Source organism: Microbacterium sp. ZXX196, from assembly GCF_009709595.1.
In the GTDB taxonomy this organism is placed as follows: domain Bacteria; phylum Actinomycetota; class Actinomycetes; order Actinomycetales; family Microbacteriaceae; genus Microbacterium; species Microbacterium excoecariae.
This window is the reverse complement of record NZ_WMEE01000012.1, coordinates 23,793-39,165: the sequence shown is the minus strand read 5'-3', so window position 1 is coordinate 39,165 and position 15,373 is coordinate 23,793. Positions and strand designations below refer to the sequence as shown.

Annotated in this window: 16 protein-coding genes; 8 read left to right on the top strand and 8 right to left on the bottom strand. The window is 72.0% G+C overall.

From position 1 onward, the window contains the following. The 4 genes from GJQ66_RS10200 to GJQ66_RS10185 all read right to left on the bottom strand — a co-directional run bounded on the left by GJQ66_RS10200 (position 1) and on the right by GJQ66_RS10185 (position 4,355). The gene (locus tag GJQ66_RS10200) at positions 1–876 is read right to left on the bottom strand and encodes an ABC transporter permease (protein WP_155049264.1); all 876 of its coding nucleotides are present in this window, start codon (positions 874–876) and stop codon (positions 1–3) included. Beyond that, positions 876–1,649, bottom strand: a complete 774-nt coding sequence (locus tag GJQ66_RS10195) for an ABC transporter ATP-binding protein (RefSeq protein WP_155049263.1) — start codon at positions 1,647–1,649, stop codon at positions 876–878. The genes GJQ66_RS10200 and GJQ66_RS10195 overlap by 1 nt, the downstream gene beginning before the upstream one ends. Before the next feature lie 64 nt (positions 1,650–1,713). Continuing rightward, complete coding sequence (locus GJQ66_RS10190; RefSeq protein WP_155049262.1) at positions 1,714–2,766, bottom strand: ABC transporter substrate-binding protein; 1,053 nt, start codon at positions 2,764–2,766, stop codon at positions 1,714–1,716. Next, positions 2,763–4,355, bottom strand: coding sequence for an AtzH-like domain-containing protein (locus tag GJQ66_RS10185; RefSeq protein WP_155049261.1), 1,593 nt, complete (start codon positions 4,353–4,355; stop codon positions 2,763–2,765). The genes GJQ66_RS10190 and GJQ66_RS10185 overlap by 4 nt, the downstream gene beginning before the upstream one ends. A 197-nt stretch (positions 4,356–4,552) precedes the next feature. Here GJQ66_RS10185 and GJQ66_RS10180 point away from each other — a divergent pair, with 197 nt between their 5' ends. The 6 genes from GJQ66_RS10180 to glmM all read left to right on the top strand — a co-directional run bounded on the left by GJQ66_RS10180 (position 4,553) and on the right by glmM (position 9,810). Beyond that, positions 4,553–5,269, top strand: coding sequence for an FCD domain-containing protein (locus tag GJQ66_RS10180; protein WP_196215855.1), 717 nt, complete (start codon positions 4,553–4,555; stop codon positions 5,267–5,269). A 10-nt stretch (positions 5,270–5,279) separates the two neighbouring features. After that, entirely contained in the window at positions 5,280–6,635 is a 1,356-nt protein-coding gene (locus GJQ66_RS10175) for an amidohydrolase family protein (RefSeq protein ID WP_155049259.1), read from the top strand. Positions 6,636–6,742: 107 nt separating this feature from the next. Then, a complete protein-coding gene (locus tag GJQ66_RS10170; protein WP_155049258.1) occupies positions 6,743–7,231 on the top strand; it encodes a cupin domain-containing protein in 489 nt (162 codons plus the stop codon). Positions 7,232–7,501: 270 nt separating this feature from the next. Beyond that, a complete protein-coding gene (gene rplM, locus GJQ66_RS10165) occupies positions 7,502–7,948 on the top strand; it encodes a 50S ribosomal protein L13 (RefSeq protein ID WP_166319527.1) in 447 nt (148 codons plus the stop codon). A 25-nt stretch (positions 7,949–7,973) separates the two neighbouring features. Then, complete coding sequence (rpsI, locus tag GJQ66_RS10160; RefSeq protein ID WP_338100801.1) at positions 7,974–8,438, top strand: 30S ribosomal protein S9; 465 nt, start codon at positions 7,974–7,976, stop codon at positions 8,436–8,438. A gap of 10 nt (positions 8,439–8,448) precedes the next feature. After that, positions 8,449–9,810, top strand: a complete 1,362-nt coding sequence (gene glmM, locus GJQ66_RS10155; RefSeq protein ID WP_155049257.1) for a phosphoglucosamine mutase — start codon at positions 8,449–8,451, stop codon at positions 9,808–9,810. 17 nt (positions 9,811–9,827) lie between these two features. Here the strand turns inward: glmM and GJQ66_RS10150 are convergent, their stop codons facing one another. Genes GJQ66_RS10150 through GJQ66_RS10135 form a run of 4 tightly spaced genes read right to left on the bottom strand, consistent with a single transcriptional unit; the run spans position 9,828 to position 12,454 of the window. Continuing rightward, a complete protein-coding gene (locus tag GJQ66_RS10150; protein WP_155049256.1) occupies positions 9,828–10,163 on the bottom strand; it encodes a DUF202 domain-containing protein in 336 nt (111 codons plus the stop codon). Next, the gene (locus GJQ66_RS10145) at positions 10,163–10,522 is read right to left on the bottom strand and encodes a YidH family protein (RefSeq protein ID WP_368732872.1); all 360 of its coding nucleotides are present in this window, start codon (positions 10,520–10,522) and stop codon (positions 10,163–10,165) included. Before GJQ66_RS10145 ends, GJQ66_RS10150 begins: the two co-directional genes overlap by 1 nt. Further along, the gene (locus tag GJQ66_RS10140; protein ID WP_155049255.1) at positions 10,519–11,502 is read right to left on the bottom strand and encodes a formylglycine-generating enzyme family protein; all 984 of its coding nucleotides are present in this window, start codon (positions 11,500–11,502) and stop codon (positions 10,519–10,521) included. Before GJQ66_RS10140 ends, GJQ66_RS10145 begins: the two co-directional genes overlap by 4 nt. A 22-nt stretch (positions 11,503–11,524) precedes the next feature. Then, the gene (locus GJQ66_RS10135) at positions 11,525–12,454 is read right to left on the bottom strand and encodes a Ppx/GppA phosphatase family protein (RefSeq protein ID WP_155049254.1); all 930 of its coding nucleotides are present in this window, start codon (positions 12,452–12,454) and stop codon (positions 11,525–11,527) included. Positions 12,455–12,502: 48 nt separating this feature from the next. On the opposite strand from GJQ66_RS10135, the gene coaA reads away from it, so the two are divergent. Together coaA and glmS are read left to right on the top strand one after the other, a co-directional pair. After that, complete coding sequence (coaA, locus tag GJQ66_RS10130; protein WP_155049288.1) at positions 12,503–13,456, top strand: type I pantothenate kinase; 954 nt, start codon at positions 12,503–12,505, stop codon at positions 13,454–13,456. 59 nt (positions 13,457–13,515) lie between these two features. Continuing rightward, positions 13,516–15,366 (top strand): glutamine--fructose-6-phosphate transaminase (isomerizing), encoded by a 1,851-nt coding sequence (gene glmS, locus GJQ66_RS10125; RefSeq protein WP_155049253.1) that lies wholly within the window; start codon positions 13,516–13,518, stop codon positions 15,364–15,366. Positions 15,367–15,373 lie beyond the last annotated feature (7 nt).

Genomic DNA, 15,373 nt, shown 5'->3' with positions numbered 1-15,373 from the left:
TCATTCCTCCTCGGGAAGGGCGGACTCGTGCCAGCGCTTCAGGAGCTGGCGTTCGATGAGGGCGACGGCGCCGAACAGCACGAGCGAGACGACGCTCGCGAGCAGGACGCCGACGAAGAGGTCGGCCGTACGAAGCTGGGTCGCGTTCAGCGTGATGACGTAGCCGAGGCCGCCGTCGCCGCCGCCGATTCCGGCGACGAACTCGCCGACGATCGCGCCGATCACGCTCGAGCCCGCCGCGATCCGGAGGCCCGTGAGCAGCTGGGGGAGGCCGGACGGCACGCGCAGCGAGAACAGCTGGATGAAGCGGTTCGCCCCCGCCATGCGATACAGCTGCACGAGGTTGCGGTCGGTGGACTTCAGGCCCTGCAGGCCGTTCGCGGCCACGGGGAAGACGGCGATCATCGCGGCGATCAGAGCGTTCGTGCCGATGCCCGCGCCGAACCACACGACGAACAGCGGCGCGACGGCGATGATCGGGATCGTCTGGAGGATGACGAGGTACGGGTACAGCGCGCGCTCCGCGACATCCCAGCGCGCCATGATGAGGGCCGCGAGGAATCCGGAGACCGCCGCGAGAAGGAACCCGAGGTAGGACTCCTGGATCGTGACCCATGTCGCCGGGAGCATCTCGACGAGGCGCTCGCCGATCGCGACCGCGAAGTCGCCGGGGCCGGGCATGAGGTACGGGGGGATCTCGAAGATCGAGACGATGGCCTGCCACAGCGCGACGAACGCGACCAGCGCGATCGCGGGCGGGAGCACCGCGCGGCGGAACCCGCGGGCCCGGGTCCCGCGCCGGGCGCGCGTGGCGGGCTCGGCGACGATGACGGAGAGGAACGGCGCGCGGGCCGTCTTGTCCTGGGTGACAGACATCAGTGGGCTCCTGCCAGGAGGGTGGAGACGTGGGCGCCGAGCTCGGCGAGCGCGCGCTCGTCGCGGGGGGAGCCGTCCTTCGTGGGCGGGCTGGGGGAGTCGATCACGGCCTGGATTCGGCCGGGCTTCGACGCCATCACGACGATGCGGTGCCCGAGAGTGACGGCCTCGCTGATCGAGTGCGTGATGAACATCGCGCTGAAGTCGTTGACGCGCCAGAGACGCAGGAGCTCCGCCTGCATGGTCGCGCGGGTGAACTCGTCGAGCGCCGCGAACGGCTCGTCCATCATGAGGAGGTCGGGGGCTCCCGTGATGGCGCGGGCGAGCGAGACGCGCATCTTCATGCCTCCCGACAACTGGCGGGGGAGCGCCTTCTCGAACGCGGACAGGCCGACCGTCTCGATCGCGCGCGTCGCGAGATCGCGGCGCGTGGCCTTGTCGACGCCCTTGAGCTTGGCGACGAGCTCGACGTTGCTCCGGACGTTCCGCCACGCGAGCAGGGTCGGATCCTGGAACACGTACGCGAGGTCGTCCGTGCGGCGCGTGAGGGTGCCGCCGGTGATCTTCGACAGGCCCGCCGCCATGCGGATGATGGTGGTCTTCCCGCAGCCCGACGGCCCGACCAGCGAGACGATCTCGCCGCGGCCGACCGACAGGTCGAAGGGGGTGACGGCCTGGAAGCCGTTGCTGTAGGTCTTCTCGACCTGCGCGAACTCGATGAGCGGCTCGGCGGCCGCCGTCGTGTCGGGCGTGGTCAGGGTGGCGGTGGACATGAGGATCTTCTCCGTCTGGGTGATCGGACGGCCGGCCCCGCAGGGTGCGGGGCCGGCCGCAATATCAGTAGCTGCCCTCGGGGGCGTCGGGGAGCTCGGTGGGCGCCGCGATGTCGGGCAGGAAGGACGCGTCGAACGCCTCCGCGGCGTCGAGCGGCTCCTCGAGGCGGTCGAGTTCGACGAGCTGGTCGATCAGGGTCGACCACCGCTCCTCGGTCATGGCGCCGAGTTGGTCGGCGCCCTCCTCGGCCACGACGTACTCGCGCTGCTGGTCCCACGCGAACCACGTGAGCTCGGACGACTGCTCCTCGTTGGCCGCCAGGAGCGCGTCGTTGCCGGCCGTGGCCGCGTCGATGTCGCTCATGTAGTCCGACCAACCCTGCATCGAGACCTCGAGGAAGTCGGAGACGACGTCGGGGTTCTCGGCGAGGAAGTCCTCGGTCGTGAAGATGACGTCGTTGTACGGGTTGAAGCCCGCCTCGGCGTAGGGGAAGAAGTCGGTCTCGACGCCCTGCTCGAGCGCCTGGTAGACCTCGTTCGTCGGCCAGCCCTGCTGGACGAGCGAGTCGTCGTTGATGAAGTTGGCGATGGATCCGCTGTACGCCTGTGTCTGGAGCTCGACGCCCAGCTCGCGGCCCACCCACTCGGGGCCGGCCTGGCCCGTCTGCGAGATGAAGGTCATGTCGGTCATGTCCTCGAAGCCGTCGATGTTCTGCGACGCGTGGACCATGACGCCGACGGGGTTGATCTGGTACATCGCGGCGATCGCGACGACGGGGATCCCCTCGGCGCGGGCCTCGAGGATGCCCGCGGCGTCGGTCATTCCGAACTCGGAGCGGCCGCTCGCGACGATCTGCGTTGCCGAGACGTTGGGGCCGCCGGGCGTGAACGTCATGTCGATGCCGGCCTCGTCGTAGGCGCCCGCAGCCTCGGCCGCGTAGAAGCCGCCGCTCTCGGGGTCGGGGTACCAGGCGAGGACCATGTCGAGCGACGTGGTCTCGTCCGACGACGCGGCCTCGTCCGAGGACGACGACGAGCAGGCGGCGAGGGGGAGGGCGGCGGTCAGGCCGAGGGCGGCGAAGGCCACCAGGCGACGCCGGGGGGAGCGAAGGGTCATGAGATCTCCATGGTGTTCGGGTGGTGCACGGGGGTGGAGCGGGTGAGGTCCCGCGCGGTCTCGACCAGGGACACGTCGGATCCGGCGGGGCCTACGAAACAGACGCCGACGGGCAGGCCGTCCACGTCGAGCAGGGGGGCGGACAGGGCGGGCAGGCCCGCGAGGGAGGCGAGGAACGTCAGCCGCAGCGTGTGGGCGCGGTCGGCGTCGATGGCCTCCTGCACCGCGTTGAGCCGGATGGGCGGGTTCGCGGTCGAGGGGAGGATGAGGGTCGAGCCGGCGAGGGCCTCGCGGATCTCTGCGCGCGCCGCCTCGACGACCGCGCGAGCGGAATCCGCCTCGGCGGCCGTGACCGCAGCGGCTGCCTCGAAGCGCGGGGCGACGTCGGCGCCGAGCTGGCCCGGGTGCGCGGCGATCCAGGATCCGTGGGCCTGCCAGGCCTCCCAGGCCTGGAGCGTGCGGAACGCGGCGAACCACTCCTCGAGGGGGAATCCCGGCGCGATCGACTGGGCGCCGAGCGCGCCGGCGACCTCGTCGAACGCGGCGCGGACGGGCGTCGAGGCGAGCGCCGAGACTTCGTGGATCTGCACGAGCCGGGCGGGCGCGGTGGGACCGGCCGCGGGCAGCGCCGCGCGGGCTGCGGAGAGCAGCGTCTCGGCGTCGCGGGCGAGCCAGCCGATCGCGTCGAAGGACGGCGCGAGCGGGACGGTGCCCGCAAGGCTCGCGGCGCCGTGCGTCGTGCGCAGGCCCCACAGACCCTGATACGAGGCGGGGACGCGGATGGATCCGGCCGTGTCGGTGCCGAGGCCCAGGTCGGCGTGGCCGCGGGCGACCGCCGCGGCGGGTCCGCTCGAGGATCCGCCCGGGATCCGGTCGGGCGCCGCGGGGTTCGTCGGGGTGCCGTAGTGGCTGTTGATGCCGGAGAGGCTGTACGCGAACTGGTCCGAGTGGGCGATGCCCGCGACCGAGGCGCCCGCGTCGACGAGCGCCTGGACGGCGGCGGCGTTGCGATCGGCGAGCGACTGCTCGGCGCGGAAGGCGGGGACGCCCGCGCCGACGCGGTGCCCCTCGACGTCGAAGAGGTCCTTCACCGCGACCGTCACGCCGTCGAGGGCGCCGGTGCCGGCCGGGGGGAGGAGGGGATCCCCCGCCGCCGTCCACAGCGTGGTGTCGAGGGGGCGCGAGGAAGTGGAGGAGACGTGCGCCGCGACGATGCGCCAGGCGCCGTGGCGGCGTCGCCACACGTGGGTCTGCTGGCCGCGGCCGCCGCGGGGGGAGCGCAGCATCGCGATGATGATCGCGAGCTCATCCGAGAGCACGCGGACGTGGAGCGTCTCGATCGCGCGGCCCGGGACGCCGCCGCGGGCGGCGCGGAACGAGCTGATCGCGTCGCGGCCGCGGAGCATGTGGCTGCCGTCGCCGCGCAGCGAGAAGTCGGACGGTTCGAAGGCGTCGTCGAGGGCGTCGACGTCGTTGGTCGCAAGGGCGGATTCGTATCGCTCGAAGGCGGCCAGGAGGCCCTCCGGGAGCGGGGCGTCGGCGTCGAGCCGGTACTCCGTCGCCGAAGTGGTAGGACCAATAAGTGTCATGTGGGGCTACTTGCGTCGTGGGGCTGTGGGTGGTCCGACCAGGGACCTGCGACGACACTAGGCCGGGATTTCGCGAAAAAATTGCCATTCAATCGTTTGGTGACACAGATTTCACACGCCTGAAACGTGAATCGACGTCGGTTTTCGCGTGTTTGCGGCACAGTATTGGTCAGACCACTCGACCAGTTGGAGGATTTGTGCCCGCCATACCCGACCTGCCCCACCGCTCCCGCGGCCTGAGCGCCGACGTCGTCGCGCACCTCGCCTCGCTGATCGGCCGCGGCGAGTTCCCGCCCGGCGCGCGGGTGCCCTCCGAGCGCGCGCTAGCCGACGCGCTCGCCGTCTCGCGCACTACCGTGCGGCAGGCGCTCGCCGAGATGGAGGCCCGCGGCATGGTGACCCGGCATCACGGGCGCGGCACGATCGTCGCCGAGCCCGCCGAGGGCGCCGACGCCGTGCGCGGAGCGCTCGCCGGCGCCGAGGGCACGTGGCGCGACGTCGCCGACCTCGAGGACATCCTCGAGCCGGGCATCGCCTCGCGCGCCGCGCGCCGCGCCACGCAGGCGAGCGTGCGGCGGCTCGAGAATCTCGTCGCCGAGGCGGAGGCCGCGGGCGACCCCGGGGCGTCCGCCGCGGCCGACGCGGAGTTCCACCTCGCGCTCGCCGAGGGGGCGGCGAACCCCCTGGTGTCCGCCGCCGCGCGCGGCCTCGCGGGCGCCTCGGCGGCCGGCGTCGCCCCCGCGCACGACACAGCGAACGGGCGCGCCGTCGCGCTCGCGGGGCACCGCGCCATCCTCGCCGCCGTCCGCGCCGGCGACGGCACGGGGGCGGCCGCCGCGATGGCCCGACACCTCGAGGAGGTGCGCGGAGTGATCCGCGACGACCAGCGCGGGTCCGAAACGCGGGGTCGCTAGGGTGCTCGGCATGCCCGAATTCGATCTCCTCGTCACCCGAGCGCGCCTCATCTCGACCGCGGACGACGTCCGCGAGGACGCCTGGCTCGCCGTCCGCGACGGCCGCGTCGCCGACCTCGGCGTGGGCGCCCCGCCCGCCACTTCCGCGCCCGTGCACGACGTCGCGGGGGCCTTCGTCGCGCCCGGCTTCGTGTCCTCGCACTCGCACCTCGCGACGAGCGGATCCCGGGGCCTCGCGAACGACGAACCGCTCTACGGCTGGTGCGAGCAGATGTACGGCGTCACCCGCGATGCGGGGCCGGAGGACGTCTACTGGTGCACGCTGCACGGCGCGTTCGACGTGCTCGGCGCGGGCATCACGACCGCGTGGGACTTCACGGAGAAGCGTTCGACGTGGGAGCCCATGGTCGAGGGTGGCCGCGCGGCGCCCGGGCGCCTGCGGGAGCCGGCCTTCCTCCGGCGGCAGCTGGAGGCGAAGCTCGACGCCGGTCTGCGGTTCATCCACGCGATCTACCTCGACGAGGGCCACGGCGACGAGGCCGAGGTGATCGCCCGCTTCGAGGAGGCGCTCGCCGACGTCCGCGGCGCCTTGTCGGATCGCGTGCTGGGGGCAGCGATCGCGGGCGGCCAGCAGTGGTCCGCCTCCCCGCGCACGGCCGAGATCGAGGCGGGCCTCATGGCGCGCCACGGGATCCTCAATCAGTCGCACCTGCTCGAGACCCCCGTGCGGATCGACCTGCAGCGCGAGAAGTTTCGGTGGTACCGCGACGCCGGCGCGCTCGGCCCGCGGATGCTCTTCGGGCACTTCGTGCACGCCGGCGACGAGATCATCCGCGAGGCCGCCGCGGCGGGGGCGGGCCTGTCCTGGCAGCCGACGGCGAACGGGCGGCTCGGATCCGGGATCGCCGACGTGCGCTCATGGCGGGCCCACGGCGCGCGGATCGGCCTCGGCATCGACGACCAGGCCTGCACCGACCTCGCCGATCCGTGGCAGAACATGCGCATGGGCCTGTACGCCGTGCGCGCGGCGGCGCAGGACCCGACCGCGCTCGGCGCGGCCGACGTGTTCCGCATGCACACGATCGGCGCGGCGGATCTGATGGGGGTCGGCGACGAGATCGGGACGCTCGAGATCGGCAAGCGCGCGGACTTCGTGGTCGTGGATCCGCGCCGTCCCGACGTGGGGCCGGTGTGGGATCCGATCGGCACGTATGTCCTCGCCTGCGGCACCCGAAATCTGCGCGAGACGTGGGTCGGGGGCGAGCGCGTGGTCGCCGACGGGGTGGCCGTATCGCCCCTCGCGACGGAGGCCGCGCGGCAGATTCACGAGCGCCTGCCGCGGCTGCGCGCGGGAGGGAAGCCGTAACCGAATCGACTCACGTCGACATGCGTCCGAAACATCGGGTGCATACGTTTCAACCGCCGACCGGCCATCCCGCCGCCGGCTCCACTTCGCAACAAAGGCAACGCACCATGGCTGACGCACCCACCCTGAAGGACACCCGCGACCTCACCTGCTACCGCATCACGGCGGACGACACCGTCCGGCTCGTGCCGCTGACCGGCCCGATCGACGGCTCGCCCACGAGCGTCTTCTTCGAGATCTGGGACCCGGAGGGCGTCCAGCCCGACAACTCGCACCCCGCGTCGGTCGAGGTCTTCTTCTTCGTGCAGGGCTCCGGCGTCGCCTTCAGCGACGAGCACAGCGTCGAGGTCGCGGCGGGGGACATCCTCGTGCTCCCGGCGACCTCGGTGCACCACATCAAGAACACCTCGACGACCGAGCGCCTGTACGCCGTGACGATCATGGCGAACGACCTCGGCTCGCAGCCGGAGGAGTCCGGGATCCCTGGCTTCTACGACCTCGTCGCCGGCGGCGTGCCCGTCGAGCTCGACGAGGAGGACCGCGCGGTGTACCACCGCAACGCGGGCAAGATCGCGAGCTTCGCAGCGACCGCCTAAGTCCTCCCGGAACGACCAGCGCGCCCGGCGGCATTTGCCGCCGGGCGCGCTGGCGGTGCGTGGCGTGAGTCATGTCGAGCGAACATGTTGGGAGCGCCCCGGTCCCGAATGGCGCACCGGGATCCCATCGTGTAGTCTTGTCCTTTGGTGTGCACGCGTGTGCCCACCGCGAACGTGAGCCCTCCACCGGCTGCGTTGTCCGGCCTCGCCGGCAACCGCCCCGGAGCGGGATTCACGAACACCTCCGTTCGACAAGAAAGCAGCACTATCGTGACGCGCACTTACACCCCGAAGGCCGGTGACGCCCAGCGCGAGTGGCTCGTGATCGACGCCACCGACGTCGTTCTCGGTCGCCTCGCCTCGCACGCCGCAGCGCTCCTGCGCGGCAAGCACAAGGCCACCTTCGCCCCCCACGTCGACATGGGCGACTTCGTCGTCATCGTCAACGCCGACAAGGTCGTCCTGACCGGCAACAAGGCGCAGCAGAAGCGCGCCTACCGCCACTCGGGCTTCCCGGGCGGACTCAAGTCGGTCAGCTACGAGGAGCTTCTCGAGAAGAACCCCGTTCGCGCCGTCGAGAAGGCCGTTCGCGGCATGCTCCCCAAGAACACCCTTGGCCGCCAGCAGGCGACGAAGCTGAAGGTGTACGCCGGTGGTGCGCACCCGCACGCCGCGCAGCAGCCCAAGACGCACACGCTCGACCAGGTCGCCCAGTAAGCGCCGAGGCGAAAAGGATCATCCAGTGACTGACGTTCAGAACTTCACCACCGAGACCCCGGCCGAGGCCGAGCAGGTCGAGGCCGTCCGCCCCGTCGTCAGCGTCCCCGGCGCCGCCGTGGGTCGCCGCAAGCAGGCCATCGCCCGCGTGCGCCTCAACCCGGGTTCGGGCTCCTTCACGGTCAACGGCCGCACGCTCGAGGAGTACTTCCCGAACAAGCTGCACCAGCAGCTCATCACCGACCCCTTCACGCTCCTCGGCCTCACGGGCGCCTACGACGTGACGGCGCGCATCAACGGTGGCGGCCCCTCGGGCCAGGCCGGTGCGCTCCGCCTCGCGATCTCGCGCGCGCTCAACGAGATTGACCGCGAGAACAACCGCCCCGCCCTCAAGAAGGCCGGCTTCCTCACGCGCGACGCTCGCGTCATCGAGCGCAAGAAGGCCGGTCTCAAGAAGGCCCGCAAGGCGTCGCAGTTCTCGAAGCGCTGATCGAGCGCTGATGCGTCTCTTCGGCACGGACGGAGTCCGAGGGCTGGCCAATGGCACCCTCACCGCCGACCTTGCCCTCTCCCTGGCCCAGGCGACTGCTGTCGTCCTGGGCCAGGGGCGTTCCGCCGAGGCGCGCCGCGCCGAGGGCCGGCGCGCTAAGGCGGTCATCGCGCGGGATCCGCGCATTTCCGGCGAGTTCCTCGGCGCCGCCGTGTCCGCGGGCCTCGCCTCGAGCGGCGTCGACGTGTACGACGCCGGCGTGATCCCCACCCCCGCCCTCGCGTTCCTCGTGAACGACTTCGATGCCGACTTCGGCATCATGATTTCGGCGTCGCACAACCCGGCGCCCGACAACGGCATCAAGATCTTCGCGCGCGGCGGCGTCAAGCTGCCCGACGTGGTCGAGGAGCGCATCGAGCGCTACCTCGAGGAGGACGACCGCCTCCTCCCCACCGGCGCCGACGTCGGCCGCATCGCGCGCTTCGCCGACGCGGAGGATCGCTACCTCCTCCACCTTCTCGGCACGATCCCCGCGCGCCTCGACGGCCTCCACGTCGTCCTCGACTGCGCCAACGGCGCCGCCTCGGGCGTGTCCCCCCAGCTCTTTGCCGACGCCGGCGCCCGCGTGACCGTGATCGGCGCGGATCCCGACGGCATGAACATCAACGACGGCGTCGGATCCACCCACCTCGGGCCCCTCGCCGCCGCCGTCGTCTCGCACGGCGCCGACCTCGGCATCGCGCACGACGGCGACGCCGACCGCTGCCTCGCCGTCGACGCCGACGGCCAGACGATCGACGGCGACCAGATCATGGCGATCCTCGCCGCCAGCCTCCACGAGCGCGGCGAGCTCGCGCAGGACACCCTCGTCGCCACCGTCATGAGCAACCTCGGCCTCGTCCGCGCCATGAGCGAGCGCGGGATCCGCGTCGTGCAGACCGCCGTCGGCGACCGCTACGTGCTCGAGGTCATGAACCGCGACGGCTTCACCCTCGGCGGCGAGCAGTCCGGCCACGTCATCATGGGCCAGCACTCCACGACGGGCGACGGCCTCCTGACCGGCCTGCAGCTTGCGAGCGAGATGGCCCGCACGGGCAAGACGGCCGCCGAGCTCGCGGCGACGATGACGATCCTGCCCCAGACGATGATCAACGTCACGGGCGTCGACAAGGCACGCGCACACGACGACGAGGGCGTCCGCGCCGCCGTCGCCGCGGTCGAGGCCGAGCTCGGCGACACCGGCCGCGTGCTGCTGCGCCCCTCCGGCACCGAGGCCCTCGTTCGCGTCATGGTCGAGGCCGCCGACAGCGACACCGCGCTCGCGGCCTGCGAGCGCCTCGCGGACGTCGTCCGCGCCCGCCTCAGCATCTAAGCCCGGCGCCCGACCCCCTACAGTCCGCCGGAGAACACGAACGCCGCGCAGGCGGCGCCGACCGTGAGGGCGGCGGCGGAGCCGAGCGCGACGGGGACGCCGCTCGTGCCGGCCTCGCCACGGGAGCGCAGGGCGTCGTGGGCGCGGCGGTAGCCGTGCGCGGCCGCGAAGTACGCGCCGGCCGCGAGCCCGGCACCCGCGAGCCCGAGGAAGATCGACAGGAGCCCGAACTCGTCCAGCGTGAAGCGGGCGGCCACGAGGCTCGCCACCGCGAACGCGAGGCACGTGCGGCGCCAGGCCAAGAGCGTCCGCTCGGGCTGCAGGCCCGGGTCGAACACCTCGCCGCTCGGCATCAGACGAAGATGCCGATCGTGACGAGTGCCACGGCGACCACCACGCCGACGACGATGAGGCCCCCGACCGCGAGGCCGGGCAGCGGCTCGCCGCGCCGCAGGGAGCGCTCGGTCTGCGCCCACCCGATCCAGGCTTGGATGGCCGCGATCGTCCCGAGGATGAGGAAGACCGCCGCCGCCGCGAAGCGCCACGCGACGGGCTCCGGCAGCGACAGCGCCTCGAGGGCGAAGGCACCCGCGTACATCGCGAGCGCGGTGCGCAGCCAGGCGAGGAAGGTGCGCTCGTTCGCGAGGCTGAAGCGCGGATCCGGCTCGGTTCCCTCGCGGTACACCCGACGGGGGAAGCGTTTCTCGCTCACGAGGCCACCCGCGCCACCGTGCGGAAGCCGGCGTTGCCCATCGAGGAGTCGGGGGTGTTCTGCGACCGCGCCGAGTTGCGGTACCGGTTGCAGTACGAGTCGTGGCAGAGGTAGCTGCCGCCGCGCAGGATCCGGGGGGACCCGCCCGTGTCGGGGCCCGCGGGATCCGCGGCGGGGGAGCGGCGGTAGTAGCCGGGATCGAAGAAGTCCTGGCACCACTCCCACACGTTCCCGATCGGCTGCCAGAGGCCGTATCCGTTGGGCGCGAAGGAGCGCACGGGCGCCGTCGTGAGGAAGCCGTCCTCCAGCGTATTCTGCGTGGGGAATACGCCCTGCCAGATGTTCGCCCGCCAGCCGCCGTCGTCCACGGGCTCGTCGCCCCATGGGAACTTTGCCGCGTCCAGGCCGCCGCGCGCCGCGTACTCCCACTCGGCCTCCGTCGGCAGGCGCCGTCCGGCCCAGGCGCAGTACGCCTGCGCGTCGTTCCAGCTCACGTGGACGACGGGGTGGTCCGCGCGGTCGTCAATGCCCGAGTGGCGGCCGAGCGGGCGCCGCCAGTCGGCGCCCTTGACGCCGTACCACCACGGGGTGCCCGGGGCCTGGCCGATGATGTCGCCGTCGGGGGCGTCCACCGCGAGGTGGAACACCGCCGAGAACCCGAACGACTCGGCCTCCGTGACGTAGCCGGTCGCGTCGACGAAGCGCGCGAACGCCTCGTTCGTCACGCTCGTCGCGTCGATCTCGAATGCGCTCAGCGCGACCTCGTGCACGGGCGTCTCGCCGTCGGCCGGGTTGCGGTCGCCCGAGCTGTCGCCCATCGCGAAGCGGCCCGCGGGGATCCGCGCCTGCTCAATGCCGTGCGCGGCCGCGGTGTCGGGGACATCGGGGCGGGAAGGTGCGGATCCGAGCGGCACGAACTGCGCGCGCCCCGGCATCCCGCACCCGCAGCCGCACCCGGCGGCGTCGGTGGCGTTGGTCATTCGCCCACCGTACCGGCTGGGGCTACCACCCCATGTCCTCGATGTAGCGCAGGAGCACGCCCTCGCGCAGCGCCCACGGGCTCACCTCCAGCTCTTTCACGTCGAGCGCCCGCATCGCCTCGTGCAGGACGACGGCGCCGGCCGTGATCTGGAAGGTGCGGTCCGACGTGATGCCCGGCAGCTCCTGCCGCGACTCGGCGGGGATCCGCGAGAGCACCGGGATCCACGCGCCGAGCGCGGCGCGCGGCAGCATCCAGCGCTCGATGCCCGACCAGCCGGGCCGCTTGTAGCCGGCGAGCTTGGCGAGCGAGCGGATCGTCTTGGAAGATCCGACAACGTGGTCCGGCGCGGGCAGGCGCGAGAAGCGCTTCGCGAGCGGCTCGAGCACCTCCTCCGCGTGCGCGGCGAGCTTGCCGACCGCCTTGTCGCCCGGCGGATCGTTCGGGAGGTACCCGATCGTCATCCGGCCCGCGCCCAGCTGCACGGACTCGGCGAGCTGCGGCAGCTCCTCGGATCCTCCGGCGACCTCGAGGGATCCGCCGCCGATGTCGAACATGAGGATCTGGCCCGCCGACCACCCGAACCACCGGCGCACCGCGAGGAAGGTGAAGCGCGCCTCGTCGGATCCGCCGAGCACCTGCAGGCTCTGCCCGAGCGCGTCCTCGATCTGCGCGATCACCTCGGCGCCGTTCGCGGCCTCGCGCACGGCCGACGTCGCGGTCGCGAGCAGCTCGACGACGCCCTCCTTCTCGGCGACCTTCTTGGCCCTGCGGACGGCCTTGACGATCGCCTTCGTGCCCTCCTTGGTGATGGCGCCGCGGTCGTCGATGTAGCGCATGAGGCGCAACACCGACTTCTCGCTCGTCGCGGCGAGCGGGCGCCCGCCCGGCTGCGCGTTGGCCACAAGCAGGTGGACCGTGTTGGATCCGATATCGAGAACCCCGAGGCGCATGCGCCTCACCCTAGCGGCGGTCCGGGCGGCGGGCGGCCCGCCGGTATGATGTCGCGGATGACTCCTGCGCCCGGATCCCTGCGCCTCTCCCTCTACCGCGACATTCCGCGGGCGGAGTGGGCGCGCCTTGCGCGCGGAATGGATCAGCCGCTCACCGAGCAGGAGATCGTGCAGATCCGCGGCCTCGGCGACCGCCTCGACGTCGGGGAGGTGCGCGACGTCTACCTCCCGATCAGCCGCCTGCTCAGCGGGTGGGCGCGGGGCGTGCGGCAGATCGGATCCGAGGTCGGCGACTTCCTCGGCGAGGCCCAGCCGCGGATCCCCTTCGTCGTCGGTGTGGGCGGATCCGTCGCCGTCGGCAAGTCGACCGTCGCGCGCCTTTTGCGCGAGCTCATGAGCCGGTGGTCGGACACCCCCCGCGTCGAGCTCGTCACAACGGACGGATTCCTGTACCCGAACGCCGAGCTCGAGCGGCGCGGGATCATGAGCCGCAAGGGCTTCCCCGAGTCCTACGACCGGCGCGCGCTCGTCGACTTCGTCGCGCGCGTGAAGTCGGGCGAGGCCGAGGTGCGGGCGCCGTTCTACTCGCACATGAAGTACGACATCATGCCCGACGCGTCGGTCGTCGTGCGCAGCCCGGACGTGCTCATCGTCGAGGGCCTCAACGTCCTGCAGCCCCCGCCCTCGCCGAACGACGTCGCGGTGAGCGACCTGTTCGACTTCTCGATCTACGTCGACGCCGAGACGAGCCACATCGAGCAGTGGTTCGTCAACCGCTTCCTCGCGCTGCGCGAGGGCGCGTTCAGCAACCCCGCCTCGTACTTCAACGTCTTCCAGCACCTCTCCGACGCCGAGGCGATCGAGACGGCGCGCGGCATCTGGAGCGACATCAACCTGCCGAACCTCGTGGAGAACGTCGAGCCGACGAAGCACCGCGGCACGCTCGTGTTGCGCAAGGGCGCCGACCACGCGGTCGAGCGCGTGCTCCTGCGCAAGCTCTGACGGATCCGTCGGCGCGCTCCTGGCGGGATTGTCAGGGGCGCCCGCCTACGATGAATCCCATGTGTGGAATCGTCGGATACGTGGGTCCCCGTCCGAGCCAGGACATCCTCATCTCGGGCCTCGCCCGCCTCGAGTACCGCGGGTATGACTCCGCCGGCATCGCCGTCGTGGACGGCGAGGGACACCTCGGGATGCGCAAGCGCGCCGGCAAGCTCGCGCGGCTGCGCGACTCCCTCGCGGACGCCCCGCTCGCGGCCGGCACGACCGGCATCGGTCACACCCGCTGGGCGACGCACGGCGGCCCGACCGACGAGAACGCGCACCCGCACCTCGCCGACGACGACCGCCTGGCCGTCATCCACAACGGCATCATCGAGAACTTCGGCGTCCTGCGCGCCGAGCTGGAGGCGGAGGGCGTGGTCTTCCGCAGCGAGACCGACACCGAGGTCGCGGCCGCGCTCATCGGGCGCGAATACCGCCGCACGGGCGACCTCGAGGCCGCCTTCCGCGCCGTCGTGACCCGCCTCGAGGGCGCCTTCACGCTGCTCGCGATGCACGAGGACCACCCGGGGCTCGTCGTCGGCGCCCGCCGCAACTCGCCCCTCGTGATCGGGCTGGGCGAGGGCGAGAACTTCCTCGGATCCGACGTCGCCGCGTTCGTCGAGCACACCCGCAGCGCGCTCGCGATCGGGCAGGACCAGATCGTCGCGATCACGCCCGACAGCGTCACGATCACCGACTTCGCGGGCGCCCCCGTCGAGGCGACGCCGTTCGAGGTGTCGTGGGACGCGGCGGCGGCCGACAAGGGCGGCTGGTCGAGCTTCATGGCGAAGGAGGTCTCGGAGGAGCCCGAGGCCGTCGCCAACACGGTGCGCGGGCGGATCCACGACGGCCGCATCACGATCCCCGAGCTCGACGGCCTCGACGCGCTCTTCACGGACATCGACCGCGTCGTGATCCTCGCCTGCGGCACGGCGTACTACTCGGGGCTCGTCGGCAAGTACGCGATCGAGCAGTGGGCCCGCGTCCCCGTCGACGTCGAGCTCGCGCACGAGTTCCGGTACCGGGATCCGATCGTCTCGGACCGCACCCTCGTCGTGTCCATCAGCCAGTCCGGCGAGACGATGGACACGCTCATGGCCGTCAAGGAAGCCGCGCGCCTCGGCGCGAAGACCCTCTCGATCTGCAACACGCAGGGCGCGACCATCCCGCGCGAGTCCGACGCGATCGTCTACACGCACGCCGGCCCCGAGGTCGCCGTCGCATCGACGAAGGCGTTCGTCGCGCAGATCACGGCGCTGTACCTGCTCGCCCTGCACGTGGGCCAGGTCCGCGGCACGCTGCCGGAGGCGGTCGCCGCCGACGCCATCGCGCAGCTCGAGGACCTGCCCGGCAAGATCCAGTGGATCCTCGACAACGAGCAGGAGCGCGTCGACCAGCTCGCGCACTGGATGGCCGACACGCGCTCCGTGCTGTTCCTCGGGCGCGGCGTGGGCTTCCCCATCGCGCTGGAGGGCGCGCTGAAGCTCAAGGAGATCTCCTACATCCACGCGGAGGGTTTCGCCGCCGGCGAGCTCAAGCACGGGCCGATCGCGCTCGTCGAGCCCGGTCAGCCGATCTTCGTCGTCGTCCCGTCGCCGCGCGGCGCCGCGACGATGCACGCCAAGGTGATCTCGAGCATCGAGGAGGTCCGCGCCCGCGGCGCCCGCGTGATCGCGATCGCCGAGCAGGGCGACTCCGCCGTGCTGCCGAAGGCCGACGAGGTGCTGCGCATCCCGCTCGCCAGCCCGCTGTTCGAGCCGATCCTCGCCGTTGTGCCGCTGCACATCTTCGCGATGGGGCTCGCCACGGCCAAGGGCCTCGACGTCGACCAGCCGCGCAACCTCGCGAAGTCCGTCACGGTCGAGTAGGGCGCGC

Coding starts and splice junctions, on each gene's coding strand:
- GJQ66_RS10170 (WP_155049258.1), top strand. CDS start 6,743: ATGGCTGACGCACCCACCCTGAAGGACACCCGCGACCTCACCTGCTAC.
- GJQ66_RS10150 (WP_155049256.1), bottom strand. CDS start 10,163: ATGCCGAGCGGCGAGGTGTTCGACCCGGGCCTGCAGCCCGAGCGGACG.
- glmM (WP_155049257.1), top strand. CDS start 8,449: ATGCGTCTCTTCGGCACGGACGGAGTCCGAGGGCTGGCCAATGGCACC.
- GJQ66_RS10135 (WP_155049254.1), bottom strand. CDS start 12,454: ATGCGCCTCGGGGTTCTCGATATCGGATCCAACACGGTCCACCTGCTT.
- GJQ66_RS10185 (WP_155049261.1), bottom strand. CDS start 4,355: ATGACACTTATTGGTCCTACCACTTCGGCGACGGAGTACCGGCTCGAC.
- coaA (WP_155049288.1), top strand. CDS start 12,503: ATGTCGCGGATGACTCCTGCGCCCGGATCCCTGCGCCTCTCCCTCTAC.
- GJQ66_RS10195 (WP_155049263.1), bottom strand. CDS start 1,649: ATGTCCACCGCCACCCTGACCACGCCCGACACGACGGCGGCCGCCGAG.
- GJQ66_RS10175 (WP_155049259.1), top strand. CDS start 5,280: ATGCCCGAATTCGATCTCCTCGTCACCCGAGCGCGCCTCATCTCGACC.
- GJQ66_RS10190 (WP_155049262.1), bottom strand. CDS start 2,766: ATGACCCTTCGCTCCCCCCGGCGTCGCCTGGTGGCCTTCGCCGCCCTC.
- glmS (WP_155049253.1), top strand. CDS start 13,516: ATGTGTGGAATCGTCGGATACGTGGGTCCCCGTCCGAGCCAGGACATC.
- GJQ66_RS10140 (WP_155049255.1), bottom strand. CDS start 11,502: ATGACCAACGCCACCGACGCCGCCGGGTGCGGCTGCGGGTGCGGGATG.
- GJQ66_RS10200 (WP_155049264.1), bottom strand. CDS start 876: ATGTCTGTCACCCAGGACAAGACGGCCCGCGCGCCGTTCCTCTCCGTC.